The organism is Cryobacterium sp. TMT1-66-1, from assembly GCF_004403435.1.
In the GTDB taxonomy this organism is placed as follows: Bacteria; Actinomycetota; Actinomycetes; order Actinomycetales; family Microbacteriaceae; genus Cryobacterium; species Cryobacterium flavum.
In genome coordinates this window covers 1-25127 of the sequence record NZ_SOGP01000005.1, presented here as the reverse complement: position 1 = coordinate 25127, position 25127 = coordinate 1, and the positions used below count along the sequence as shown (strand labels likewise).

Sequence of the window (25127 nt, the reverse complement as noted above, 5' to 3'; positions counted from 1 at the left end):
CCCAGTTCCGCGAGAGCGGAAAAAGTGTTGCAGCAGCCCCCGGAAGCAGCGATTTTCCCGCTCTCGCGAGAGGGCCTAGATTCGAAGGATGTCCCGCTTACCCTCCGAGAGCGACCCGGTCGCGATTTTGCAGCAGCTCGTGCGCATCGATTCGGTCAACCCCGACCTCGTGCCGGGAGCCGCCGGGGAGGCCCGGATCGCGGCTTGGTGCGGCCAGTGGCTGCGCCAGCAGGGTTTCGAGGTCACCATGCTGGAGCAGACCCCCGGGCGTCCGTCGGTCGTCGGCGTCAAGCGCGGCACCGGAACCGGCCGCTCGATCATGCTCAACGCCCACCTCGACACGGTCGGCGTCGCGACCTACGCCGGCGACCCGTTCAGCGGCGAGCTCCGGGACGGCCGGGTGCACGGGCGCGGGGCCGTCGACACCAAGAGCGGACTCGCAGCGATTCTTGTGGGGGCGGCGCGGGCATCCGCCGGCGAGTTGGCCGGCGATGTGATCGTGACGCTGGTCGCCGACGAGGAATTCGGCAGCATCGGCACCGAGGAGGTGCTGCGCACAGTGAGCGCCGACGCCGCCCTGGTGATCGAGCCGAGCAGCCTTGAACTCACTACCGCCCACCGCGGCTTCGCCTGGTTCGAACTCGAACTGACCGGCTTGGCCGCACACGGCTCGCAGCCCGAGCTGGGCGTCGACGCCATCTGGCACGCGGGCCTCGCGCTCGGCGCCCTCAACGGCCTGCGGCAGCGACTTCACGCGGAACCGGCCCACCCCACGCTCGGCCACGGCGCCGTGCGGGTGTCGAAGATCGCCGGCGGCGACGATGCGGCCACGGTCGCGGCCCGCTGTGTGCTGACCCTGGAACGACGGATGCTGCCGGGCCAGTCCCCGGAGCAGGTCGAGTCCGAGCTGCGCGCGCTGTTCACTGCTTTGGCAGTGGAGGAGCCGAAGTTTCAGTTCACGCTGACTCGGCTGGTGGCGCGGGCGGCATTCGAGGCCGAGCCGCACTGGCCTATTGTTCGGGCGCTGACCGGCAACGCCAGGCGGGTGCTCGGGCACCCAGCGGTGACGCGTGGCGAACCGTTCTGGACCGATGCCGGGCTCATTCTCGAAGCCGGAATTCCCTGCGTCGTGTTCGGCGCCGCCGGCGAAGGCCTGCACGCCGATACCGAGTGGGCCGACGCCGAGTCGGTGCGGGCGCTCGCGAAGATTCTTGAGGGCACGATCACCGAGTTCTGCGGGCCTACAGCCGGCTGATTCGCTGCCACCCCCGGCCCTCGTGCCAGGACTCGATGATCAGATGCGTGTTGTCGGGATCGATGTAGGTGAGCACGACCTCGTGCACCCGCAGCTCGAAACTCGAAGACCCCGGCGGATCGGCCGGGTTGGGCTCTTTGGTTACCAGCACGCCGGCCAGTTTCGCGTCGCCGGCCCAGTCCGACGGCTGACCTGCCGGGGGTTCCAGGGTGGGCGAGTGGATGGCCACCCGCCGGTCGCGCAGCACGTCGTGCAGCTTCTGCGAATCGGGCATCATGCCCAGGGTGATGCGCTCGGGCTCGAACACGAGCTCGGTGCCGCTGATGCGCGGGGAGCCGTCCCGGCGCAGGGAGGCCATCGTCTTGTTGGTGCCGGCGTCGAAAATTGCGCGAACCCTTGAAGCGAATTGCGGCGCATCCGCTTGAACTTCCTGCCACGTTGCCATGCCATAAACGGTACTCCGGGGCACCGACACTGAAACATGACATTGCCGCTTGACCTTGACGCCAGGCAGCCGCGGCGCGGGGCATCGACCCGGCTGGTGACGAGGCGCAAGGATTGGCCAAGCGGCAGTTCGAGTGGTTGCGCGGCATTCCGGGGACGCCGGGTGGGTCACCCGCTCCTCGCTCAGAACTCACAACCCCGCAGGAAACCCAACCGCCTCGCTCCTTGCTCCGTAAGATTGCTCGGGCTCGGGCTCGGGCGGGCTAGGGAGTAGGGGCGAGGATCGGCTGGGCGGTGGAGGTGGCGGGCCGTTTGATCGCGAACAACGGCAGCGTGCGCTGGCAGAGGGGACCGATCAGCACGGCGAACAGCGCGGTGCCGATTCCCACGTTGCCGCCCAGCGCCCAGCCAATGCCGAGCACGGTCACCTCGATACCGGTACGCACGATCCAGATCTTCCAGCCGGTGCGCTTGTGCAGACCGGTCATCAGGCCGTCTCGCGGGCCGGGGCCGAAGTGTGCCCCGATGTAGAGGCCGGTGGCGACGGCAATCATCATCAGGCCGGCGGCGAACAAGAGCACCCGCAGCCACAGGTCGAGGTCGGCCGGAATGAGCCACAGGCCGACGTCGGCCGCCGGGCCCACGAGTACGGCGTTCAGCAGCGTTCCGGAGCCCGGCTTCTGGCGGATCGGAATCCACAGCACCAGAACGACCGCACTGGTCAGAATCGTGATCAGCCCGAAGCCCAGATGGGTGTGGTTGTCGATTCCCTGGGTGAGCACGTCCCAGGGGGCCACTCCGATGCCGCCACGCACGATCAGAGCAATGCCGATTCCGTAGAGGAAGAGGCCAATAAGCAGTTGCGTGATTCGACGTGTCATAGTTGCCAATCCAATTGCATAACTGGCCTGTTATCAAGATGCCAATCTGACTAGGGTGGCCTCATGAGCGAGAATCACCTGAGTGCTCGGGGCCTCGATACCCTGTTGGGCGAGTGGCGCGGCGGAGCGAGCGCGTATCGAGCCTTGAGCGATCGCATCCGCTTGCTGACCCTCGACGGGCGTATCCCCACCGACAGCCGGCTGCCGGCCGAACGTGATCTGAGCGAGCGCCTCGGTGTCAGTCGAACCACGGTGACGGCGGCCTATCGTGAGCTGCGCGACGCGGGCTACCTGCGCAGTGTGCGCGGGTCGGGCAGCGTCGTGCGGTTGCCGGGGACCGGCGCCCCCAGCCCCACTCCGGAAACGGACGGAATCCTGGACTTCAGCAAGGCCACGATGCCGGCGCTGCCCGGCCTGGCGGATGCCGCAGCGCACGGCGCCGCCGAGCTGCCGCGGCACCTGGGTGACTCCGGTTTCGACCCCGTGGGCATTCCCGAGTTGCGGGCTGCGATCGCCGACCGCTATACCGACCGCGGCCTGCCGACCGCGCCGGAGCAGATCATGGTGACCCTCGGCGCCCAGCACGCCATTGCCCTGCTCGCCCGCGTGCTCGTCGGCCGCGGAGACCGCGCCCTGATCGAATCACCGACGTATCCGCACGCGGGCGAGGCCCTGCGTGCGGCCGGCGCCCGTCTCGCCGCCGTGAACGTGTCGGCCGGCGGGCCGGGCGACGACCCGGGCACACTGGGCTGGGATGAAGCCGCCCTGCTGCAAACCCTTCAGCGCAGCAGCCCGGTCGTCGGCTATCTCATGCCCGACTTTCACAATCCCACCGGCCAGAGCATGCCGGCCGAGCAACGCGAACGGGTGGCCTCCGCCGCTGCGGACGCCTGCACAACCCTCATCATCGACGAGACCATCGCCGAACTTGACATTGACCGCGCTGGCGAGTTTCCGCCGTTCGCGGCCTGCACCGACATGCGGTCGGCACCGCGAGTGGTGAGTGTCGGCTCGGTGGGTAAAACTGTCTGGGGCGGCATGCGCATCGGCTGGATCCGCGCCGAACCGGCGCTCATTAGCAAGCTCGTGGCCGCTCGCTGCACCAATGACCTTGGCACCCCCATTCTCGAACAGCTCATCGTGACACGGCTGCTCGCCGACATGCCCGCCATCCTGGCCGGACGGCGTGAGCTGCTGCGCGTGGGCCGCGACCACCTGGAACGCCGACTGGCCGATATATTTCCCGACTGGCAGGTGCCGCACGTCGACGGCGGCATCACCGCCTGGGTCAACCTCGGCAGCCCCGTGAGTTCGCAGCTCGCACTCGCCGCGCGCAGCCACGGCCTGCTCGTGCCGGCTGGTCCGCGGTTCGGCCTCGATGGCGCCTTCGAGCGGTTCCTGCGACTGCCCTTCTCACACTCCGCCTCGGACACCGACCGGGCCGTCGACGCGCTTGAGGCGGCCTGGGGGTCGCTGCTGCGGCATCCGTTCACTGATACCGGGTACCTGGCCGAGGTAGTCTGACCCGCGCTCACTGGCATACTGAGCGGGTGCATTTTCTCGCGGTAGTGAGCATGAAAAATCGGGCGTTGATCGCCCTCATCACCATTGTGGCGGCCGTGTTCGGCAGCCTGGCCCTGACCGGGCTCAAACAGGAGCTGATTCCATCGCTGCAGCTGCCGCAGCTGCTCGTGTCGACGAGCTATCCGGGTGCGTCGCCGCAGGTGGTCAACGACGACGTATCGACCCCGATCGAGACGGCCATTCAGGGCCTGGTCGGCCTCGAAACGACGTCGACGACGAGCAGCACCAACTCCTCGCTGGTGAGCGCCACCTTCACCTACGGCACCGACCTGGTCAAGGCAGAATCCCGCATTGACCAGGCCATCAACCGCATCAAGAGCGTGCTGCCGGCCGACGTCGACCCGCAGGTGATCAGCGGCAGCATCGACGACTTTCCGGTGATATCGCTCGCGGTCGCCTCGAGCGATACCGTGGCGCTTGCCGACCAGCTGAAACGCAGCGTGCTCGGCGATATTCGCGACGTGGCCGGCGTGCGCGATGCCGCGCTGGTCGGCGATATCGGCCGCCGCGTCACGATCACGCCCAACGCCGATGAACTCGCCGCCCGCGGCTTCAGCACCCAAAACCTGCGCGATGCGCTGCAGCAGAACGGGTCGCTGATTCCGGCCGGCGCCATCACCGAGGGCGACACGACCCTGTCGGTGCAGGCCGGCGGCAAGCTCGGCTCGGTCGACGACATCACCGCGCTCCCGTTGATCGCTGGTTCCACCGGTCTCACCGGTGTAGCGGATGCCGCCCCCGCGACCATCGGCGACGTCGCCACGGTCGCGCTCGTCGAAAACCCGATCACGAGCATCTCCCGGGTGAACGGCGAACCCGCCCTCACCATCGCCGTCACCAAGGTTCCCGCTGCGAACACGGTCGACGTGTCGAAGGCGGTGCGCGCGATTGTGCCGCAGCTTGAAGCGGCGGTCGCGCCCGCGACGTTCACGGTCGTGTTCGACCAGGCGCCGTTCATTCAGCAGTCGATCGACGCGCTCACCCAGGAGGGCCTGCTCGGCCTCGGCTTCGCGGTGATCGTGATTTTACTGTTCCTGTTGTCGGTGCGGGCCACCCTCGTCACGGCCATCTCCATTCCGACCTCGGTCCTGATCACCTTTATCGGGTTGCAGAGCGTGGGCTATTCGCTCAATATCCTCACTCTCGGCGCGCTCACAATCGCCATCGGCCGGGTCGTCGACGACTCCATCGTGGTGATCGAGAACATCAAGCGGCACCTCGTGGCGGGTGCCGACCGCGCCGCCACGATCGTCTTCGCGGTGCGCGAAGTGGCCGGAGCGATCACCGCCTCGACCATCACGACGGTCACCGTCTTCCTGCCGATCTCCTTTGTCGGCGGGTCGACCGGCGAACTGTTTCGACCGTTCGCGCTCACCGTGACGATCGCCCTGCTGGCCTCACTGCTGGTGTCGCTCACCATCGTTCCCGTGCTCGCGTACTGGTTTCTGCGGGCGCCCAAGGCCGTCACGGCCGACCAAACCGCGCTCGCCGCCGAACCGGAGCCGGCGATTCTGGAGACCGGCGGGCACTCGCGGCACGCGGCCGCGGCATCCGCTTCGACCGGCATGGCACCAAACTTGCCAACGCGACTGTCGGCGGCGGCCGAGGCCGGCGAGAACCCGGGGCGGCTGCAGAAGGGCTATCTGCCGGTCATTCGGTTCACCCTTAAACACGCCGTCGCGACGCTTTTGCTCGCCGTGCTCGTGCTCGGCGGAACGGCGGCGCTCGTGCCGTTCATGAAGGTGAATTTTCTCGGGTCGACCGGGCAGGACACGTTCCGGGTGACCCAGACGCTGCCGGTGGGCAGCAGTCTGGCCGCGCAGGATGCGGCATCCGCTTCGGTCGAAAAAGCGCTGCGTGACCTGGACGGAATCGACATCGTGCAGCTCTCGATCGGCGGAGGAAGCGCCGCGAGCGCGTTCCGCGGCGGGGCGCCCACGTCGAGCGCCGTGACCTATTCGATCACCACCGCCGACGGCGCCAACGCCGATACGGTGCAAAATCACGCGCGCATGGCCCTGGCCAAACTGGGCGACGTGGGCGAGATCTCGGTCGCCGCGGCGAGCGGTTTCGGGGCGTCCTCCGACATCGCCGTCGATATCACGGCCGCAACGGATGCCGACCTGCAGACCGCGACCACCGCCATTCTCAGCGCGGTACAGAAACTTGGTGCGATCAAGGAGAGCGCGAGCACCCTCGCCGCCTCGCTGCCGTATCTGGCCGTCACCATCGATCGGGAGGCGGCCGCCACGGCCGGTCTGAGCGAATTCGCTCTTGGAACGCTCGTGTCGCAGGCCATGCAGCCGAGCGCGATCGGATCGATCGTGATCGACGAGACCAACCTCACCGTCTACCTGTCGGCGCAATCGCCGCCGACGACTGCCGCCGATCTCGCGGCCCGGCAGATTCCCACGCGCACCGGAGCTGTGGCCCTGGATACCCTCGCGACCGTGGAACAAGTCGACGGTCCGAGCACGCTCACCACGGCGAAGGGGCTGCGCACGGCGACCGTATCGGCGACCCCCGCGAGCGATGACCTGGGCACGGCGAACGCGCAGCTGGGCCAAATGCTCGCCGACACGACGCTGCCGACCGGGGCAACCGCAACCCTCGGCGGGGTCAGCGCCGATCAGGCCGAAGCCTTTTCGCAGCTCGGCGTCGCGATGCTCGTGGCGATTCTCATCGTCTACATCGTGATGGTGGCGACGTTCCGCTCGCTATTGCAGCCGCTGCTGCTGCTCGTGTCGGTGCCGTTCGCGGCGACGGGGGCCATCGCACTGCAGGTCGTGACCGGTATTCCGCTGGGGGTGCCGTCGCTGATCGGCGTGCTCATGCTCATCGGAATCGTGGTCACCAACGCCATCGTGCTCGTTGACCTGGTCAACCAGTACCGTCGACGCGGCCTCTCGGTGCCCGACGCCCTCGTGGCCGGTGCCAGCCGACGGCTGCGGCCCATCCTGATGACCGCCCTGGCGACGATCTTCGCGCTGCTGCCGATGGCGATCGGCCTCACCGGCCACGGCGGATTCATCTCGCAGCCGCTCGCCCTCGTCGTCATCGGTGGTCTGGTGTCGTCGACGGTGCTGACGCTGATCGTGCTGCCGGTGCTCTACCTGCTGGTCGAGGGCACGCGCGAGAGGCGTTCGGTGCGTCGGGCCGCCTGAATTCGGTGCGAGAGGCCAACTTCGGCCCCTTGAATCTGGCATCTCGTGCGTTGAATGTGACCTGCCGCAGCGGATGGCCAATAGCGGCCCCCGAGGATCGGCTGCCGGTGACGCAGTCGCGGTGCAACCATCACGACGTGCAGATGCCGTCAGCCTCCGAGCACGACGCCGCGAAGTAGGAAGAAGGGCTGCGGGTCGATGCGCACGCCGTCGACCCGCACCTCGACGTGGGTGTGGCAGCCGGTGGACAGACCGGTGCTGCCGACACGGCCGATTCGTTGGCCGGCGGCGACGGGATCACCGACAGTGACGAGCGTTTCACCGGTGGCGAGGTGGGCGTAGCCTGTCTGCACCCCCTCACCGTGGTCGATCAGGATCCAGTTGCCGTAACTTCCCACGGAGCCACTTGCGCGAACGATTCCGGCGGTGGCGGCGAAGACGGGCGCTCCGCAGCTCGCCCCGATGTCGCTGCCGTGGTGGAACGCGCCGACTCCGGGGAGCGGGCGAACCGGGCGCGGACCGTAGGCATCCGTGATGGGTCCGCGTGCCGGGTTGGCCCAGCCCTGGTCGCTCAGCTGCCCGACGTCGGTGCGCACGATCGGGCGCACGTCGATGGCGGCCAGGCTCGCGGCGGCGGTCGCGGCCTGCGTTGCTGCGGCGATCAGGTCGAGGCCGGCCCGCTCGAAGTCGCTCGTGGCCGCGTCGAGTGTGGCCTGGCTGGCGTCGACCGACACCGTGCTCGCGGCGGCGCGCGTCTCGGCATCTTGCTGGTTTAGCCGCTCTGCGCGCGCTGAGTCGGCCTCGGCGCGCGCCTGGATCGTCTCGATGTTCTCGCTGACGCGGTCCAGCTGGTCAAGGGTGCTGAGCTGATCGAGCACATTGCCCAGCGAATGCCCGCCGAGAAAGACGTCGGCGACGCCGGCACCGCTTTGTTGCTGGGCCAGCTTGCGCGCGAGGACCGCGAAGCTGCGCCGGGAGACGGCGGATTGCTGTGACGCCTCCAGCGCAAGGCGGTGCACGAGGGAAGCCCGACCGAGAGCGATCGACTGGCTCGCGCGTGTTGATTCCAGTTCGCGGCGCGCGGTGTCAAGGGCGACCTGCGCGGTCTGCGAGCGGGTCAGCGCGGTCGCCAATACTGCGGTTCGCTGAACGGTCAGTTCCTGGGCGGCGGAGCGCTCGGCAGCGACCCGTTCGGCGGCCGTCCGCTGCGCCGCGAGTGCCTGGGCTGCGGCCGCGCGCGCCGTTGCCTGAGCGGATACCGTGGCCGCGGCTTGTGCCGCGGTTGCAGCAGTATCAATCGGTGTAACCGGGTTGGGGGCGACGGTTGGGTCGGGGGTCGGCTGCGGAGTTTCGGTCACCGGCGGGATGGGACCATCACTGGGTTCAGGAACGGGTGCCTCGGTCGGTGTTGGTGTGGATGTCGGCTCTGCGGTCGGTTCGGGGGTCTGTTCGGGGGTGGGCTCAGGGGTCGGCGCGACGGTCGGTTCAGGCGTGGGCTCCGGCGTCGGTGTCGACGCCGGAGTAGGCGCCGACACGGGGTCCGGCGCGGGCGCGGTTGGTTCAGGCGTGGGCGTGGGCACCGGCTCCGTCATGGCGCTCACGACGGGCGTCGGCGTGGCCGACGAGCCCGCTGGCAGGTCGTCGGCGCTGGCCGCGATCGGTGCGCCGAAGAGTACGAGGGCCGTGACAACGACCGCGGCGAGCGAGCCGTCGCGACGAACCAGCATCCGCTTGACAGTGGCCCGATGCCGCGGTTTCGCTCGCCCGAACCGCACGGTGCGTTGGCGCTTCGCGGGTGGCAACATTGCAGAACCTGATCCATTTCGGGTAATGGATTTACGCGGCTCGGGCGGGCCAGCGTGGCGCAAGTATGGCACGGCACCGCTGCGCTCACAACGGGGCAAATTCACCGTACAAGGTCGCTACAAGGTCGGTCGAGCGTTACACCAGTCCCGAGCCGGCAGCCAAGCGCACCGCGCCCGACGCCACGAGCGCCACGACCCTCTCAATTTCGGGGGAGAGAAAGCGGTCGTGCCCGGGGCCGGCGGCGACGGTGCGCACGAGGTCGCGCACCGCTCCGGTTGCCGCGGCGGGAGTGAGCGGTGCCCTCAGGTCGAGCGATCGGGCGGCGGTCATGATCTCGATCGCGAGCACCCGGCCGAGCCCGTCGAGCGAGCGGCGCAACTTGCGGGCGGCGTGCCAGCCCATCGATACGTGGTCCTCCTGCATGGCCGACGACGGAATCGAGTCAACGGACGCCGGTGCAGCCAGCCGCTTCAACTCCGACACGATCCCGGCAGCGGTGTACTGGGCGATCATGAGTCCGGAGTCGACGCCAACTTCGTGCGCGAGAAACGGTGGCAGACCCTTGCTGCGGCTCGCGTCGAGGTGACGGTCGGTGCGGCGCTCACTCATGCTCGCGACATCCGCTGAGGCGATGGCGAGAAAGTCGAGCACATAGCCGAGCGGGGCGCCGTGAAAGTTACCGTTCGACATGACTCGCCCGCCGACGGTGACGATGGGGTTGTCGATGGCGCTGGCCAGTTCGCGGCCGGCCACGAGGGCGGCATGCGCGGCGGTGTCGCGCGCTGCACCGTGCACCTGTGGGGCGCAGCGCAGCGAGTAGGCGTCCTGCACCGACGTGTCTTCCGGGCCGGCGTGGCTGGCCAGCAGGCCTGAGCCGTGGAGCAGGCGGCGCAGATTCGCGGCACTGTCGGCCTGGCCGAGCTGGGGCCGCAGCTGCTGCAGATCGGCCGCGAAGACGGCATCCGTTCCAAGCAGTGCCTCCACGCTCATCGCCGCCGCGATATCGGCTGTCACGAGCAGGCGGGCGAGGTCGTCCAGGGCGAGCACGAGCATGCCGAGCATGCCGTCGGTGCCGTTGATCAGGGCGAGGCCCTCTTTTTCGGCGAGCACGACCGGCTCGATGCCGGCAGCTTTGAGGGCTTCGTCGCCGCCGAGCAGGGCGCCGGCCGCGTCGCGCGCCTGGCCTTCGCCCATCACGACGAGGGCGCAGTGGGCGAGTGGGGCGAGGTCGCCGGAGCAGCCGAGCGATCCATATTCGTGCACGACCGGGGTGATCTGGGCGTTCAACACGGCCGCGTAGGTCTCGGCGGTGGCCGGCCGCACGCCGGTGCGCCCGGTCATCAACGTCGAAAGCCGCAGCAGCATAAGGGCGCGCACGACCTCGCGTTCCACCTCCGGCCCGCTTCCGGCCGCGTGCGAGCGCACGAGGCTCGCCTGCAGCTGGGCGCGCCGGTCGGCGGTGATGAACGTCGTCGCGAGGGCCCCGAAGCCGGTGGAGATACCGTAGTGCGGCTCGGTGTCAGCTGCGAGGGCGTCAATGATGGTGCGGGTCGCCCCGACCTGTTCCAGACTCGCCGGGTCGAGGGTGACGCGCGCATTGTGGCGGGCGACGGCGATCACGTCGGCGAACGAGAGCGCTCCGACTCCCACAACGACGCTCGACGCGGATGCCCCGCTCGGGTTGGTCCGGTCGGTTCTGGGCGTGGCTGCAAGGGTCATACTTCGATTGGACACCCTCGCGGGCCCGGGCAACAGGGCGATACGCTGGACGGTGTCCGGGATACCGGACATGAGCATCCGCTCTGAAAGGATTCGTGATGGCTTCGAAGGTTCCGGCCGCGCAGAGCACCCTGCGGGTTTTGACGCATCTCGCCGCCCAGCGCGGACCGATCCCCGCGGCAGCGCTGGCGACCGCCCTCGGCCTGCCGCGCTCGACCGTGTACCAGCTGCTCGACGTGCTCGTAGCGGAGGGGTTCGTCGTGCACCTGCCGGAAGAACACCGCTACGGGCTCGGCATCGCCGCCTTCGAACTGAGTTCGGGGTTCAGCCGGCAGGAACCGCTCTCCCGGCTCGGACGCCCGCTGATCGCCCAGCTCGTCGACCGGCTGGGGGAGAGCGCGCACCTCGTGGTGCTGCACGGGCGTGACGTGATCTACCTGGTCGAGGAACGCGCCGCGCACCGCCCGTCCCTCGTTTCCGACGTGGGGGTGCGGCTACCCGCCCACCTCACCGCCAGCGGACGCGCCCTGCTCGCGGCCCTGCCCGCCGCCCAGCTGCGCGCGCTCTATCCGAACCAGGCGGCGCTCGAACAGCGCGACGGCCGTGGCCCGCGCACGAGGCTCGAGCTGCGAGCGGTGCTCGACCGCGTCAAAACGGATGCCTATGCCACCGAAAACGGCGAGATCACGCCCGGCATCGCCTCCGTCGCGCTCGCCGTGCACGACCACGCCGGCTGGCCCGCCGCCGCCATTGCGGTGACCTTCGCGCAGGACCGGTTCGCGCCCGGGGATTGGCCGGCGCTCGCCGAAACCGTGGCGGCGACGGCCGCGGAGCTGTCCCGTCGGATCGGTGGCCGGCCGCGCTGAGCCCGGCCTCGGTGAGGCCCCCTGCGGTGAGCCTGGCCGCGCTGAGCGTCGTGGCACGCCTCCAGGAAGTTGGCACGTGTTTAAACCAGTGCCAACTTCTCAAACACGTGCCGCGACCGCTGCGAGGGCCGCGCGGCTAGCCCTGGCGTGCTTTGGCGCGCGGATTGAGCTTGTTGATCACGAACGTGCGTCCGCGTCGCCGCACGATCTGCGAGCCCGGAACCGCCTTGAGCGCCTTGAGCGAATTGCGTACCTTCATATTTCCCCGATTCAGATTTCTTATTGAGAACAAATATCAATTAGAGTAACAGGCATGCAGACAGAAACGTATCTTCGGGTGAATGTGGTGAGCGGCCTGGCCGGCGCGGGCAAGACGTCGGTGGCGCACAACCTCGGGCGCCAACCGTTCGCCCTGACCACATCGGCGTCCGACGCCCTGCGCACTGTGCTCATCGAAGCGGCCGACAGTGTTCCAACGGGCAGGGGCGAGGCATCCGCTCTCGACGTTTTCGTCGAGGCACCGACCGCGGTCGGGCCGCTCGAGATTGCCAGTTCCCTCGTCGAAACCGGTGACTCACCCGAGCGACTGGCCAACGGCCACGCCGTGCGTCTCGGCGACCTCATCACCGTGCTGGACGCCGAGCGATTCTGGGCCGACCTTCACCGCGAAACCCTCGCGCCGACTCCCGACGAACACGACGTGAACTATGGCCACGCCCACAACGACCCCGAGCGCACCGTCGGTGACCTGTTGATCGAACAGATCGAGTGGGCGAGTATCGTCGTGATCAACAAGACCGACCTCGTGCCCATGAGCGATTCCGCCGATATTCGCGATTTCGTGCGCCTACTGAACCCGGCCAGCCACATCGTGTTCGCCGAACACGGCCAGGGCAGTGCCGACGGCTGGCCCGTTCCGCGCCGCGACATGTTCGCCTGGCTGCAGCGCAGCCCGGGCTGGGTGCGCCAACTCAACGGCGACGCCCTACTCTCGCGCAGTCCGCAGGGGCTCACCTGTGTCGTTTACCGGGACGTGCGACCGTTCCACCCGGCGCGCCTGGCCGACTTCTTTCGGGACCGCGCCGAGGAGGCGGGCGAGATCCTGCGCTCCCGCGGACTGTTTCGTCTCGCCACGCGGCCCGCCACCGTCGGCTCCTGGAGCAGCGCCGGTCCCACCATCACCTTCGAACCCACCAGCATGGCGAGCCACGACCCCGAGTCCCCGCTCGGCCAGGAAATCGCCTTCTTCGGCCGCGACCTCGACGCGCGCCTGCTCAGTGCCAACCTTGACGACTGCCTGCTCACCGCCGCCGAGTTTCTCGCCGGCCCCATGTTCTGGAACACACTGGCCGACCCGTTCCCGGCCTGGGTGCTCGAAGGTGCCGCCTGAGTCAGAGGCTCTTGGCGAAGCAGAGGCTGAGCTCTTCGCCGACATACGGGCCGAACAGGTCGATCTGCTCGTAGCCGCGACGACGGTAGAGCGCCACCGCCGCGTCCTGCAGCGTGCCGGTCTCCAACGCGAGCGAGCGGATGCCGCGGCCAGCGGCATCCGCTTCGATGCGGTCGAGCAGGCGGCCGGCCACACCGCGGCCCCGAGCCTCGGCGTGCACAAACAGTCGCTTCAGTTCGGCCGTGTCGGCGGAGTCCAGCGGAACCAGAGCCGCCATGCCGCAGGCAGCCCCGTGCGCATCGCGGGCCACATACACGGCGACGCCCGGACGCTCGAGTTCGTCAGTACTAAGTAGGAATGTGTTCTCCACGGGGTAGAGCGAGTATGCGAAGACGGTTCCGGCGGCCAGTAAGGCCTCGACGTCAGCCTGCCGGGGCTGCTCAATACTGATCGAAATGGTCATGTCATCAGAATAGAGCGAGACAATGTGCACACTTGCGCGTGACTTTTCCGGGTGTATCGGGTAGCGTAGACAAGTCGGCTCTTGACACCGCGCTGTCCGCGGATGGGTTTGTAAGTCAAGTTGGGCCGGTTTCCCAGTAATCCGCTGGTGAAAAATCACTGTATGTGAACGGCCCCGACCACAGATTGCTCGGGTTCTCAGTTACGTCGCATGTGCGATGTTGTTCTGCCATGTACTGAACACAACCCAGAGATATCTTTATGCCTCAAGGCAATTCGCACAACTCCACCGTCGGTCGTAATGGTAAGAACTTCGATCCCAAATACTCCAAGGGCGGATCGGGCCACGGCGGTTCCAACAACGCCGGCAGCAAGAGCCCCGGACACCGCGGCTACCGCGCTGACGAGGGAGCCCCCAAGAAGCAGCGCTGGAACGCGGACGAGCGCGCCGCGCGTTCGAACGAGCGCCCCTCGAGCGAGCGTCCGGCTTACGGCTCGCGTTCCGTTCGCCCCGAAAACGGTGGCCGTACCAACAGCGAGCGCAACGAGCGCCCTGCATACAACAACGACCGCCCCCGCACAGACCGTCCGTCGTATAACAACGACCGTCCGTCCTATGGCGACCGTAACAGTGCTCCGCGCACCGAGCGTCCCTCTTATGGTGACCGTGCCCCGCGCACCGATCGTCCGGCCTACAACAACGATCGTCCGGCCTATAACAACGACCGTCCGGCCCGCACGGAGCGTCCGTCCTATGGTGACCGTGCCCCGCGCAGCGATCGTCCGGCCTACAACAACGACCGTCCGGCCCGCACGGAGCGTCCGTCCTACGGTGACCGTGCCCCGCGCACAGATCGCCCGGCCTACAACAACGACCGTCCGGCCCGCACGGAGCGTCCGTCCTACGGTGACCGTGCCCCGCGCACAGATCGCCCGGCCTACAACAACGACCGTCCGGCCCGCACCGAGCGTCCGTCTTACGGCGATCGCGCCGAGCGTGCGCCCCGTCGCGACTTCGGTAACGACCGCCCGAGCGATGGCGACAGCAAGTTCTACCCGAAGCGCAGCGAAAACGGCGCCAAGCCGAGCTTCGCCGGCGGCGACGACGTCGTACTCGAGCGTCTCGAAGCCATCGCGACGACGGCATCCGATGTCGTCGGTGTGACCTTCGGCGACCTGGGCCTCGGCGAGAACATCGTGCGCGAGCTCGCCGCCCTTGGTGCTCCGTCACCGTTCCCGATCCAGGCCGCGACCATCCCCGACGTGCTCGCCGGGCGCGACGTGCTTGGCCGTGGCAAGACCGGATCCGGCAAGACCATTGCCTTCGGTGCTCCCCTCGTCGAGAAGCTCATGGAGAACAACGGAGCCAAGGACCGCAAGATGGCCCGCAAGCCCCGCGCGCTCATCCTGGCCCCGACCCGCGAACTCGCCCTGCAGATCGACCGCACCGTGCAGCCCATCGCCCGCAGCGTCGGCCTCTTCACCACCCAGATCTACGGCGGAGTTCCCCAGTACCGTCAGGTCAGCGCCCTCCAGCGCGGCGTGGACATCATCATCGGCACCGCCGGTCGCATCGAAGACCTTATCGACCAGGGTCGTCTTGACCTCTCCGAAGTTGTCGTCACCGTGCTCGACGAGGCCGACTACATGTGCGACCTCGGGTTCCTGGAGCCGGTGCAGCGCATCCTGCGCCAGACCAAAGCCGGCGGCCAGAAGCTCCTCTTCTCCGCGACCCTCGACAAGGGTGTTGCCTCGCTGGTCAAGGAATTCCTGACCAACCCGGCCGTGCACGAGGTTGCCGGTGAAGACCAGGCCTCCTCGACGATCGACCACCGCGTGCTCGTCATCGAGCACCGCGACAAGGGCCGCATCATTGAAGAGCTCGTCAACCGCGAGGGCAAGACGCTAATCTTCAGCCGCACCCGTGCCTACGCCGAGCAGCTCGCTGACCAGCTCGAAGACGCCGGAGTCAAGGCCACCAGCCTGCACGGTGACCTCAACCAGGCCCGCCGCACCCGCAACCTGCAGATGCTCACCAGCGGCCGGGTCAACGTTCTCGTCGCAACGGATGTCGCTGCTCGCGGAATCCACGTTGACGACATCGACCTGGTCATCCAGGCCGATGCCCCCGACGAGTACAAGACGTACCTCCACCGCGCGGGACGCACCGGCCGCGCCGGCAAGACCGGAACCGTCGTGACGCTCATTCCCAAGCAGCGCAAGCGCCGCATGGACGAGCTGCTCGACCGTGCCGAGATCGACGCGAGCTACACCTCCGCCACCCCCGGTGACGCGGCCGTGCGCGAACTCGCGAGCATCTAGCATCCGCTTGAAAATTCGTTTGTAGACAAGATGGGCATCCACCGTTCGGTGGGTGCCCATTTTGTTTTCTTCCCCATTAGGGGCACGATCAGTTGTAGGCAACAGGGGGAAATGCACGAGGATCGGCCGCACTGACGCAGCCGATGGGCTCCCCGGTCGCCCCGCCGGCACCCACTGAAAGGTCCTCATGACTGTCTCTACCACTGTTTTTCAGAATGCCCACGTTTTTGACGGCGAACGGTTCCTTCCCGAGCCGGCGGACATCGTGTTCACCGGAACCACTGTCGCGGCGGTTGGCCCGCAAGCAGGATCGGACCCGGCCTTCGCGAACGCCAGCGTGATCGATTGCAGCGGCAAGACCGTGCTGCCCGGGCTGATCGACCTGCACATTCACTCCACAACGTCGAATCCGGGCTCACTCCAAGCCTTCACCGAACCGTTCTCCCTGCAGTTTTACGAATCGGTGCGTAATCTCGAAGCCACCCTGCGCGCCGGAATCACCTCGGCACGCGACGCTGGCGGCGCCGATCTGGGCACCAAGCTTGCCGTTGACAGCGGACTGATCAAGGGTCCGCGCCTTCGGCTAGCCATCAGCATCATGTCCCAAACCGGCGGGCACGCGGACTTCTGGCAGCCGTCCGGCGTGGAGTCCCCGACCATGGGATCGCACCCCGGCCGCCCAAGCGGAATCGCGGACGGAGTCGAAGAAGTGCGCAAGGTCACTCGACGCATGCTTCGGGCCGGCGCCGACCAAATCAAGATCTGCTCGACCGGCGGTGTGCTCTCGCCCACGGACGACCCGCGCCACTCGCAGTTCACCGAGGCCGAGATTCGGGTCATCGTGGACGAGGCTGAAGCGCAGGGCAAATACGTCATGGCGCACGCGCAGGGAGCTGCCGGAATCAAGAACGCTCTGCGCATGGGCGTGCGCACCATTGAGCACGGAATCTATCTCGACGACGAAGCCATCGCCCTGTTTCTGGAAAAGAACGCGTACCTCGTTCCCACCCTTGCCGCGCCGGAGGCTGTCATCCGCAAGGCGGCATCGGGACAGAGCGGACTTTCGCCGCTGGTCATCGCGAAAGCCCACCAGGTGATTGACATTCACCGCGAATCCATTCGGCGAGCAGTCGCCGCCGGTGTGCGCATCGCCATGGGCACCGACTCCGGGGTGGGCGTGCACGGCGAAAACCTGCAGGAGCTGGCCCTGCTCGCCGGAGTGGGCATGACACTCGAGCAGGTGCTCGCAGCCACGACGTCGGTGGCCGGAGAGCTCATCACTCCCATCGGATCCATTGGGCGATTGGCTCCGTCGTACCTGGCGGACGCCGTGGTTCTGAACACTCGCCTGGACTCCGTCGACCAGCTCGCCTCACTCCCCACCATGATCGACCAGGTGTGGAAGGACGGCCGAAACCAGTTCCCCGCGTAGCTGATTTCGCCCCGTTGCCTGTCGGAACGTTTCGCTCAGTGTTGAGAAGAAAAGGCCTGGATTGATGTTAGAACAACCGATTTATGTCGCTACGGTGATTATTCTGCTCCTCGCCGTCGGCGAGGTGATTTCCATTCTGTCGAAGGCCTGGATACCGTCCCTACTGATTATCTTCGTCGGCTATCTCGTGCTTATCTGGACCGGCGTCCTGCCGGCCGACCTGATACCGAACTCGGCGTTTGCGGCCGTGGGCTCGCTTCTGGTGGCGGCCGTCATCACGCACATGGGCACGCTGATACCGATCAGTCAGCTCCGCTCGCAATACAAAGCGATCTTGATCGCACTGTTCGGAATCGTTCTCGGTGCGGGGCTGATCCTGCTGGTCGTGTCGCCGATCCTCGGTTACGCCACGGCCGTGGCCGGTGCCGGGCCGGTGACCGGGGGCATCCTTGCCTACATCATCACCGCTGAGCGACTGACCGAGTTGGGCCTGAATCATCTCGTCGTCATCCCCGCACTCGTGCTGGGCGTGCAAAGCCTCATCGGCATGCCGCTGGCGAACATTCTTCTGCGTAAGTACGCGGTCAAACTTCGTGACGGCGGACAGCTGCAACCGACCTCCGCATCAGACTCGATCGCATCAAGTGCCGATGGCGGCACCGACCGTGTGAGTGCCGCCGGTGCGCGCACCGCACTTGCCACCCACCTGCAGGCGCGCCCCGCGACCACCACAGCGAAAAAAATTCAGCTGCTGCCGGAACGCTTTCAGGAACCGACCATCATCCTGATGCTGTTGCTGGCTTCGGGAAGTTTAGCCACGTTGCTGGGATCGATCACCGGTGTCAACTATGGAATCTGGGCGCTGGCAATCGGGATCATCGGCCACGTGCTCGGAATTTTCCCGCCCAAGGCAATGCAGCAGGCAAATGCTTTCGGTCTCGCCATGGCCACGGTCATCGTGGTCGTCCTCGCGAGTATGAGCTCGGTCACCTGGAACGACATGCTTCAGGCATTCTGGCCCGTGCTGCTGATCCTCGGCGTTGGCGGAATCGGCATTATCGGCGGAGGGTGGATCGCCTCGAAAATTTTCAAGTGGGACCCGCTGAAGGGCATTCCCGTTGCTTTGACGGCAATGTTTGGCTTTCCGGGGGATTACATTCTCTGCCAGGAAATCAGCCGTTCCGTGGGGCGCACTGCAGACGAGCAAAAGACGATTTTTGACGAGCTGATCACTCCCATGCTCGTGGGCGGCTTCACCACGGTCACGACGGCGTCGATCGTGGTGGCATCGATTCTGGTGCAGACCATTTAGTCGGCGTGACCGCTCGCGTCGGCACCGACTGAGAATTCGGGAGTTGCCGAGCGAGCATCCGTCTGCCAGAATTACTTTCCGAACGGTCGGTAAGTTACGACTCGTTTCCACACGCACACGCAGACACCGTCGTCAGGAGAAAACATGGCTGAGGCCTACCTCGTTGGAGGAGCACGCACCCCCGTAGGTCGGTACGGCGGAGCGCTGGCCACAGTTCGCCCCGATGACCTCGCCGCGCTCGTCGTCGGCGAGGCCGTGCGCCGCGCCGGCATCGATCCGGGCCTGGTCGAAGAGATCATCTTTGGCGCCGCCACCCAGGCCGGCGAAGACAACCGCAACGTCGCCCGCATGGCCGGGCTGTTGGCCGGGATGCCCGACCACGTGCCGGGGATCACCGTGAACCGGCTGTGTGCCTCGGGCATGTCGGCGATCACCATGGCCGCGCAGGCAATCCGCGCCGGAGACGCCGATCTCATGATCGCCGGCGGCGTCGAGTCGATGACCCGCGCCCCCTGGGTGCAGGCCAAACCCGACCGCGCCTGGGCCAAGCCCGGTGCCCAGTTCGACACCTCCATCGGCTGGCGTTTCGTGAACCCCAAACTCGCCGCCCGCGACAAAGCCACCTTCTCGATGTCCGAGACCGCCGAAGAGGTCGCCCGCCTCGACGGCATCACCCGCGAAGAAGCGGATGCCTTCGCCCTTCGCAGCCACCAGCGCGCCGCCGCCGCGATCGACGCGGGCCATTTCGTCGATGAGATCGTCGGCGTGCCTACCAAAAAGGGCGAGGTCCTCGTCGATGAGGGCTTGCGCCGCGAGACCACCCTCGAGGGCCTCGCCGCCCTGCGGCCCATCGTCGCCGGTGGCTCCGTCGTTACAGCCGGCAACGCGAGCTCGCTCAATGACGGCGCCTCCGCGGTTCTCGTGGCGAGCGGCGAGGCCGTGAAAAAGTACGGCCTCACGCCGCGCGCTCGCATCGTGGTCGGTGCCAACGTGGGCCTGGCCCCGGAGATCATGGGCCTCGGGCCGGTCGCCGCCACTCAGCGCGCCCTCGAGCGCAGCGGCCTGAGCCTCGCCGACCTCGGCGCCATCGAACTCAACGAAGCCTTCGCCACCCAGTCGATCGCGTGCATCCGCCGCCTCGGCCTCGACGAAGAGATCGTCAACCGCGACGGCGGCGCGATCGCGCTCGGGCATCCGCTCGGGTCAAGCGGTGCACGCCTGGTCGTCACCCTGCTCGCCCGCATGGAGCGGGAAAACGCCCAGCACGGCCTCGCCAGCATGTGTGTCGGCGTCGGCCAGGGCTCGGCCCTCATTTTGGAGCGTGTCTGATGTCTGTTTCTGAACTCGAACTCGGCGACCGCGGCGAAAGTGGCGTTCCTGATCGCGTCGGCGTGCTCGGCGGCGGGCGCATGGGCGCCGGAATCGCCCACGCCTTCCTGCTCGCGGGAGCCCACGTGGCTCTGGTCGAGCGCGACGACACCGAGGCTGCGGCCGCCCGCGAGCGCGTGCTGCGCGCCGTCGACGCCAGTATCACCCGCGGCGCCACCGGGGAGACCCGCCCCGAGCTTGAGGCCCGCCTCGCCGTTGGCGCCGACTTCGGCCTGTTCAGCGACCGTGAACTCGTCGTCGAAGCCGTTCCCGAGGTACGCGCACTCAAGGTGGAAGCCCTGCAGAAGGTCGAGGCCCACCTTCCCGCCGATGCCGCACTCGCCAGTAACACCTCGTCGATCTCGATCGACGACCTCGCCGACGAGCTCAAGCGCCCGGCCCGCTTTCTCGGCCTGCACTTCTTCAACCCGGTGCCCGCCTCGAACCTGGTCGAACTCGTCACCGGCAGCGCTACCTCGCCCGAATTGGTAGCGGATGCCCAGAGCTGGGTTTCCGCGCTCGGCAAGACTCCGATCACCGTCAGTGACGCGCCCGGATTCGCCTCGTCCCGGCTCGGAGTGGCCCTCGGCCTCGAAGCCATCCGCATGCTCGAAGAGGGTGTCGCGAGCGCCTCGGATATTGATGCCGCGATGATGCTGGGCTACAAGCATCCGGTTGGACCGTTGAAACTGACCGACCTGGTCGGGCTCGACGTGCGGCTCGGCATCGCCGAATACCTGCACCAGCAGCTCGGCGCCCGCTTCGAACCGCCCGCGCTACTGCGCAAACTCGTCGCCGAAGGAAAGCTCGGCCGCAAGTCCGGCCAGGGCTTCTACCGCTGGGACGAGGCCTGATGCCCGCCCGCACCGATACCGCACCCCGCACGCACCTGAAGGAGACCCCATAATGACCATCCTGCCCAGCTACGTTCAGGGCGCCTGGTGGACCCCGACTTCCACAGACGCCGCCGTCGACGTCTGTGACGCCTCGACCGGTGAGGTCGTCACCCGCGTCAGCACCCGGGGCCTCGACCTCGCCGCCGCCCTCGAGTACGCCCGCACCGTCGGCCAGAAATCGCTCGGCGAGCTCACCTTTCACCAGCGTGCCGTGCTGCTCAAGCAGATGGCGCTGCTGCTGACCGAGCACAAGCAGGAGCTCTACGCCCTGTCCAGCCGCACCGGCGCCACCAAGGTGGACTCCTGGGTCGACATCGACGGCGGCATCGGCGTGCTGTTCAGCTACTCCTCCAAGGGACGCCGCGAGCTGCCCAACGCCCGCGTCTACGTCGACGGGCCGGTTGAGCCGCTCTCCAAGGACGGCTCTTTCATCGCCCGCCACATCTACTCACGCCTGCCCGGAGTGGCCGTGCAGATCAACGCCTTCAACTTTCCGGTCTGGGGCGCGTTGGAGAAGTTCGCACCGGCCTTCCTCGCCGGGGTGCCGACTCTGGTGAAGCCCGCGACGCCCTCCGGCTACCTCGCCGAGGCCTTCGTACGCATCCTCGCCGACTCCGGCCTGCTGCCGGCCGGGTCGTTGCAGCTTGTCTCCGGCAGCGTGCCCAGTTTGTTCGACGACGTGCGCCTCGGCGACCTCGTCGCCTTCACCGGATCGGCCTCCACCGCCGAGAAGCTGCGCGCGAGCGACTCCGTGCAGACCGGAGGAGTGCGCTTCACCAACGAGACCGACTCGATCAACGCCTCGATTCTCGGAACAGATGCCGCCGCCGGCACCCCCGAATTCGACGCCTTCGTCAAGCAGGTCGTCACCGAGATGACGGTCAAGGCCGGCCAGAAGTGCACCGCTATCCGCCGCGTCATCGTGCCGCGTGCGGCCATGGATGACGTCATCGCGGCCGTGCAGGCGCGCATCACCGAGCGCATCGTCCTCGGCGACCCGCGCGCCCAGGGAGTCACGATGGGCCCGCTCGCCTCCGCTGCGCAGCGCCTCGAGGTGCTCAAGCAGGTTGCCCGCCTGCAGGAGGCCGGCGGCAAGCTGGTCGTCGGCCAAACGGATGCTCCGCTCGTTCTCCACGCAGACGGCACGACCGCGCTCGCTCCCGACGGCGCCTTCGTCGAGCCGCTGTTGCTGCGCTTCGACGACGCCTCCGCTGCCGCCGTGCACGAGGTCGAGGCCTTCGGCCCGGTCTCGAGTGTGCTCGGCTACGACACCCTCGATGAGGCCATCGCCCTCGTGCGCCGGGGTGGCGGGTCGCTCGTGACCAGTATCGCCACCCACGACCCGTCAGTGGCCGTCGCCTTGATGACCGGCATCTCCGCCTTCAACGGTCGGGTGCTGTTGCTCGACCGCGACGACGCCCGCACCTCCACCGGGCACGGTTCGCCGGTGCCGCAGCTCGTGCACGGCGGACCCGGGCGGGCCGGCGGCGGTGAAGAGCTCGGCGGTATCCGTGCGGTGCTGCACCACATGCAGCGCACCGCCATTCAGGGCTCGCCCGAGATGCTCACGGCCATCACCGGAATCTGGCACCAGGGCGCGTCTACGCGAGCCGGCGACACGCATCCGTTCCGAAAGAGCCTGGCCGAACTCGTGATCGGCGACCAGATCGTGTCCGACTACCGCACGGTCACCCTCGAAGACATCGAAACCTTCGCCCAGTTCACCGGCGACACCTTCTACGCCCACATGGACGAGGAAGCCGCCGCCGCGAACCCGTTCTTCCCGGGCCGGGTGGCGCACGGCTACCTGCTGGTCTCCTGGGCCGCCGGTCTGTTCGTCGATCCGGCGCCTGGGCCGGTGCTGGCCAACTCGGGTCTCGAGAACCTGAAGTTCGTCACGCCGGTGTCGCCCGGCGACAGCATCCGCGTCGCCCTCACCGCGAAGCAGATCACCCCGCGCGAGACCGACGAGTACGGCGATGTGCGCTGGGACGCCGTGCTGACCAACCAGAACGACGAGCTCGTGGCCTCCTACGACGTGCTGACCCTGGTCGCCAAGCACTAGGTAGGGGTTCGAAAGCGGGCCCGCGCAAAGATCATGGGCCCGCTTTCGTCATCCAGCTTGCACCTGGGCGAAGCGCGGATTACACCAGTACGGTGTCGGTGCGCGCTGTCGCGCGCGCCTCGATCGTGGTCTTCGGCCGCGAGGTTGGGGTCGTCGCGGGCAAGGAACCGGCCTCACTGACGATGACGAGTCCCTGGGCGCTGTTGGCTGAGCAGCTGAGGTCTTCGATCCACTGTCGGTTGAGCTTGGCCGCGTGTCCGCCGGCGTACTTGAAGTACAGCGGGATCGCCGGATTCATCCAGATCGAGCTGCGACCGGAACCGACCGCGGCGGAGTCCTGCCAGGACAGGAGAAAACTCTCGCTCCGGCGCAGCTTCTGCGCAATCACGAGCTGAAGGTGCGCCAGGGTGCGATCATCGATCTCCACGACGACGCGGTCATACGTAAGTGAACCCATGATTGCTTTCCTGTCCGTTTCAGCGATGCAACTCATCTCAGTATTACGTTCGCGCGCCCGCACTAGTAGGGTCCAACGTCCTCACTTGCCCCGTCCGCACCACGTTCGGGGCCCGGGCCCCGTCCCTGGGCCCAGTTTCTATACTGGGCCCGCGGTCACAAGGTGGGCCCGGCATCCGCTCAGCCAGCGTCGTCGTCGGTCGTGCCGGCGCGAACGCGCGAGATCGTCTCCCCGGCCGCGACGATCACCAAGATAACCGAGGTCACGACGCCCAACCCGAGCGGGGTCAAGAGAGCACCCGCAGCACCGGCCAGGGCGAGCAGCCCGATCCCCACGAGGTGCGACACGAGCAGGGTGCGCGTGACGATCCAGCGAAACAGCAACAGTCCCACCAGGTAGAACAGCGGCCCGCCAGCGATGGTCACGGCCACCGGCAGCGTCATGGCATCCTCCGGGTGTTCCAGCACCGACTTGTCGGCGACCGAGGTCAGCACGATGCCCGCGATGATGATGGCATGCACGTAGGTGTATGCCAGCCGAGCAATGCGGCCCGGCTCGCTTGATGCCGCAATCGCCCTGCTGCCGGCTCGCTCGCCGTGATCGAAATACAGCCACCACATCGCCAGCCCGTTGACGAAGGCGAGAAACAACCCGGTTATCCCCAGAGCGGATGCCTCCTGGTCGACGAAAGCAAACCCGGTCACCAGAAAAGACTCACCGACGGCGATGATCACGAACAGGGCGCTGCGCTCGGCGATGTGCGGCCCGGAGACATCCCAATCGTCGACGCCCGGCGCTTTCAGCCCGGGGATGCGAAATCCGAGGCTCGCTGAACCATACTCAATGGCCAGGGCGATCAGCCAGGCCGGCAGCCGCACGGACAGCGGCATGAGACCACCGATGATCCAGAACACGCTGGCCACGGACAGCCAGAGCAGAATACGCAGAAAGGTCGCGTGCAGGGCCGGATCGTGGCGGGCCAGCGCGAGCACCATGAACACCGTGCGGCCCAGTTGCAGAACGACATAAGCGATGGCGAAGACCAACCCCTGATCGCCGAAGGACTCGTAGATCGACGTGCTGATCACCAGACCCACGAGGGACAGCCCGATCACCACGCCGCGTACCGGCAGCTTGGCCGGGTCGAGCCAGTTGGTCACCCACGTCGTGTATACCCAGAGCCACCACAGCGCGAGCACCAGGATGATCGATTCCAGCGCACCGACCCAGGACTGGTTGGCGTACAGGTAGCGCGACAGCTGGGTGAGGGCAAAGACGAAGATCAGGTCGAAGAACAGCTCGATGTAGGTGACCCGGTCACTTCGGGCGGAATCGGCCGGCCGCAGCAGGCTCCGGCGAAACCCCAGGCGCAGAATCCACGCGCGATGCTCAAACGGATGCTGCTGCTTCGTCTTCCCGGATCGGCTCACCTCCCCAGTCTCCTCCCGCGCGGGTCAAACCGGCACGACACCTCCCTCATCCACCAGTGCAATTGCGGACGGGGCCCGGGCCCCGTCCCTGGGCCCAGTTTATAAACTGGGCCCGTGTTCATAGGGTGGGCCCGGTAGGTGCGGACCGGTGCGACACGCCCGGGTGGGGTGCGTTTTGACGGGTGGGTGTGGTGGCCGTAATGTATCTATACGTACCCCAAAGGTGCGAAAAGCCGCAGTGCTTTTCGGCCTCATGTGGGACCAGATCGTAGCC

At 67.2% G+C, this 25127-nt stretch carries 19 protein-coding genes; 11 read left to right on the top strand and 8 right to left on the bottom strand.

All coding sequences use genetic code 11. The annotated features are described in order from the left end of the window. Positions 1–88: 88 nt before the first annotated feature. On the top strand, positions 89–1255 hold the full coding sequence (locus E3T29_RS02095) for a M20/M25/M40 family metallo-hydrolase (protein ID WP_134343883.1): 1167 nt from the start codon (positions 89–91) through the stop codon (positions 1253–1255). Here the strand turns inward: E3T29_RS02095 and E3T29_RS02090 are convergent. Both E3T29_RS02090 and E3T29_RS02080 read right to left on the bottom strand, forming a co-directional pair. Further along, the gene (locus tag E3T29_RS02090; RefSeq protein ID WP_134343882.1) at positions 1242–1700 is read right to left on the bottom strand and encodes a pyridoxamine 5-phosphate oxidase; all 459 of its coding nucleotides are present in this window, start codon (positions 1698–1700) and stop codon (positions 1242–1244) included. The two genes, E3T29_RS02095 and E3T29_RS02090, sit on opposite strands and share 14 nt — an antisense overlap. A 262-nt stretch (positions 1701–1962) precedes the next feature. After that, positions 1963–2580 carry a YitT family protein gene (locus tag E3T29_RS02080; protein WP_134343881.1) on the bottom strand — a complete coding sequence of 206 codons (618 nt, stop codon included), beginning with the start codon at positions 2578–2580 and terminating at the stop codon, positions 1963–1965. A gap of 63 nt (positions 2581–2643) precedes the next feature. On the opposite strand from E3T29_RS02080, the gene E3T29_RS02075 reads away from it, so the two are divergent. Together E3T29_RS02075 and E3T29_RS02070 are read left to right on the top strand one after the other, a co-directional pair. Continuing rightward, the gene (locus E3T29_RS02075; RefSeq protein ID WP_134343880.1) at positions 2644–4104 is read left to right on the top strand and encodes a PLP-dependent aminotransferase family protein; all 1461 of its coding nucleotides are present in this window, start codon (positions 2644–2646) and stop codon (positions 4102–4104) included. Between the two features lie 26 nt (positions 4105–4130). Continuing rightward, entirely contained in the window at positions 4131–7328 is a 3198-nt protein-coding gene (locus E3T29_RS02070; protein ID WP_134343879.1) for an efflux RND transporter permease subunit, read from the top strand. Between the two features lie 149 nt (positions 7329–7477). Here the strand turns inward: E3T29_RS02070 and E3T29_RS02065 are convergent, their stop codons facing one another. Beyond that, entirely contained in the window at positions 7478–9133 is a 1656-nt protein-coding gene (locus E3T29_RS02065) for a peptidoglycan DD-metalloendopeptidase family protein (protein ID WP_241987593.1), read from the bottom strand. A 136-nt stretch (positions 9134–9269) separates the two neighbouring features. After that, on the bottom strand, positions 9270–10853 hold the full coding sequence (hutH, locus tag E3T29_RS02060; protein ID WP_134343878.1) for a histidine ammonia-lyase: 1584 nt from the start codon (positions 10851–10853) through the stop codon (positions 9270–9272). Between the two features lie 98 nt (positions 10854–10951). Here hutH and E3T29_RS02055 point away from each other — a divergent pair, with 98 nt between their 5' ends. Further along, a complete protein-coding gene (locus E3T29_RS02055) occupies positions 10952–11719 on the top strand; it encodes an IclR family transcriptional regulator (RefSeq protein ID WP_134343877.1) in 768 nt (255 codons plus the stop codon). Between the two features lie 136 nt (positions 11720–11855). On the opposite strand, the gene ykgO is transcribed toward E3T29_RS02055, so the two are convergent. After that, positions 11856–11978 carry a type B 50S ribosomal protein L36 gene (gene ykgO / locus E3T29_RS02050; protein ID WP_092338025.1) on the bottom strand — a complete coding sequence of 41 codons (123 nt, stop codon included), beginning with the start codon at positions 11976–11978 and terminating at the stop codon, positions 11856–11858. A gap of 54 nt (positions 11979–12032) precedes the next feature. Between ykgO and E3T29_RS02045 the strand changes: the two genes are divergently transcribed. Next, positions 12033–13109 (top strand): GTP-binding protein, encoded by a 1077-nt coding sequence (locus tag E3T29_RS02045; RefSeq protein ID WP_134343876.1) that lies wholly within the window; start codon positions 12033–12035, stop codon positions 13107–13109. Between the two features lies 1 nt (position 13110). Here the strand turns inward: E3T29_RS02045 and E3T29_RS02040 are convergent, their stop codons facing one another. Then, the gene (locus E3T29_RS02040; RefSeq protein WP_092338750.1) at positions 13111–13572 is read right to left on the bottom strand and encodes a GNAT family N-acetyltransferase; all 462 of its coding nucleotides are present in this window, start codon (positions 13570–13572) and stop codon (positions 13111–13113) included. 260 nt (positions 13573–13832) lie between these two features. Here E3T29_RS02040 and E3T29_RS02035 point away from each other — a divergent pair, with 260 nt between their 5' ends. The 6 genes from E3T29_RS02035 to paaZ all read left to right on the top strand — a co-directional run bounded on the left by E3T29_RS02035 (position 13833) and on the right by paaZ (position 22966). After that, positions 13833–15893, top strand: coding sequence for a DEAD/DEAH box helicase (locus E3T29_RS02035; RefSeq protein ID WP_134343875.1), 2061 nt, complete (start codon positions 13833–13835; stop codon positions 15891–15893). A 187-nt stretch (positions 15894–16080) separates the two neighbouring features. Next, positions 16081–17325, top strand: coding sequence for an amidohydrolase family protein (locus tag E3T29_RS02030; RefSeq protein ID WP_092338020.1), 1245 nt, complete (start codon positions 16081–16083; stop codon positions 17323–17325). A gap of 64 nt (positions 17326–17389) precedes the next feature. Next, a complete protein-coding gene (locus E3T29_RS02025) occupies positions 17390–18637 on the top strand; it encodes a hypothetical protein (protein ID WP_134343874.1) in 1248 nt (415 codons plus the stop codon). Between the two features lie 144 nt (positions 18638–18781). Beyond that, positions 18782–19966, top strand: coding sequence for a thiolase family protein (locus E3T29_RS02020; protein WP_134343873.1), 1185 nt, complete (start codon positions 18782–18784; stop codon positions 19964–19966). Beyond that, positions 19966–20859, top strand: a complete 894-nt coding sequence (locus tag E3T29_RS02015; RefSeq protein ID WP_092338014.1) for a 3-hydroxyacyl-CoA dehydrogenase family protein — start codon at positions 19966–19968, stop codon at positions 20857–20859. Before E3T29_RS02020 ends, E3T29_RS02015 begins: the two co-directional genes overlap by 1 nt. A gap of 52 nt (positions 20860–20911) precedes the next feature. Then, positions 20912–22966 carry a phenylacetic acid degradation bifunctional protein PaaZ gene (gene paaZ, locus E3T29_RS02010; RefSeq protein ID WP_134343872.1) on the top strand — a complete coding sequence of 685 codons (2055 nt, stop codon included), beginning with the start codon at positions 20912–20914 and terminating at the stop codon, positions 22964–22966. 79 nt (positions 22967–23045) lie between these two features. Here paaZ and E3T29_RS02005 read toward each other — a convergent pair whose 3' ends face one another. Further along, positions 23046–23423 carry an ATP-dependent DNA ligase gene (locus E3T29_RS02005; RefSeq protein ID WP_241987592.1) on the bottom strand — a complete coding sequence of 126 codons (378 nt, stop codon included), beginning with the start codon at positions 23421–23423 and terminating at the stop codon, positions 23046–23048. 179 nt (positions 23424–23602) lie between these two features. Next, the gene (locus tag E3T29_RS02000; RefSeq protein ID WP_134343871.1) at positions 23603–24853 is read right to left on the bottom strand and encodes a low temperature requirement protein A; all 1251 of its coding nucleotides are present in this window, start codon (positions 24851–24853) and stop codon (positions 23603–23605) included. Positions 24854–25127: the final 274 nt, after the last annotated feature.

What these genes read in the sequence shown, in the direction of transcription:
- E3T29_RS02045 (WP_134343876.1), top strand. Translation starts at nt 12,033, where the DNA reads ATGCAGACAGAAACGTATCTTCGGGTGAATGTGGTGAGCGGCCTGGCC.
- E3T29_RS02065 (WP_241987593.1), bottom strand. Translation starts at nt 9,133, where the DNA reads ATGTTGCCACCCGCGAAGCGCCAACGCACCGTGCGGTTCGGGCGAGCG.
- E3T29_RS02035 (WP_134343875.1), top strand. Translation starts at nt 13,833, where the DNA reads ATGCCTCAAGGCAATTCGCACAACTCCACCGTCGGTCGTAATGGTAAG.
- E3T29_RS02080 (WP_134343881.1), bottom strand. Translation starts at nt 2,580, where the DNA reads ATGACACGTCGAATCACGCAACTGCTTATTGGCCTCTTCCTCTACGGA.
- E3T29_RS02030 (WP_092338020.1), top strand. Translation starts at nt 16,081, where the DNA reads ATGACTGTCTCTACCACTGTTTTTCAGAATGCCCACGTTTTTGACGGC.
- ykgO (WP_092338025.1), bottom strand. Translation starts at nt 11,978, where the DNA reads ATGAAGGTACGCAATTCGCTCAAGGCGCTCAAGGCGGTTCCGGGCTCG.
- E3T29_RS02015 (WP_092338014.1), top strand. Translation starts at nt 19,966, where the DNA reads ATGTCTGTTTCTGAACTCGAACTCGGCGACCGCGGCGAAAGTGGCGTT.
- E3T29_RS02020 (WP_134343873.1), top strand. Translation starts at nt 18,782, where the DNA reads ATGGCTGAGGCCTACCTCGTTGGAGGAGCACGCACCCCCGTAGGTCGG.
- E3T29_RS02075 (WP_134343880.1), top strand. Translation starts at nt 2,644, where the DNA reads ATGAGCGAGAATCACCTGAGTGCTCGGGGCCTCGATACCCTGTTGGGC.
- E3T29_RS02055 (WP_134343877.1), top strand. Translation starts at nt 10,952, where the DNA reads ATGGCTTCGAAGGTTCCGGCCGCGCAGAGCACCCTGCGGGTTTTGACG.
- paaZ (WP_134343872.1), top strand. Translation starts at nt 20,912, where the DNA reads ATGACCATCCTGCCCAGCTACGTTCAGGGCGCCTGGTGGACCCCGACT.
- E3T29_RS02005 (WP_241987592.1), bottom strand. Translation starts at nt 23,423, where the DNA reads ATGGGTTCACTTACGTATGACCGCGTCGTCGTGGAGATCGATGATCGC.
- hutH (WP_134343878.1), bottom strand. Translation starts at nt 10,853, where the DNA reads ATGACCCTTGCAGCCACGCCCAGAACCGACCGGACCAACCCGAGCGGG.
- E3T29_RS02090 (WP_134343882.1), bottom strand. Translation starts at nt 1,700, where the DNA reads ATGGCAACGTGGCAGGAAGTTCAAGCGGATGCGCCGCAATTCGCTTCA.
- E3T29_RS02025 (WP_134343874.1), top strand. Translation starts at nt 17,390, where the DNA reads ATGTTAGAACAACCGATTTATGTCGCTACGGTGATTATTCTGCTCCTC.
- E3T29_RS02095 (WP_134343883.1), top strand. Translation starts at nt 89, where the DNA reads ATGTCCCGCTTACCCTCCGAGAGCGACCCGGTCGCGATTTTGCAGCAG.
- E3T29_RS02040 (WP_092338750.1), bottom strand. Translation starts at nt 13,572, where the DNA reads ATGACCATTTCGATCAGTATTGAGCAGCCCCGGCAGGCTGACGTCGAG.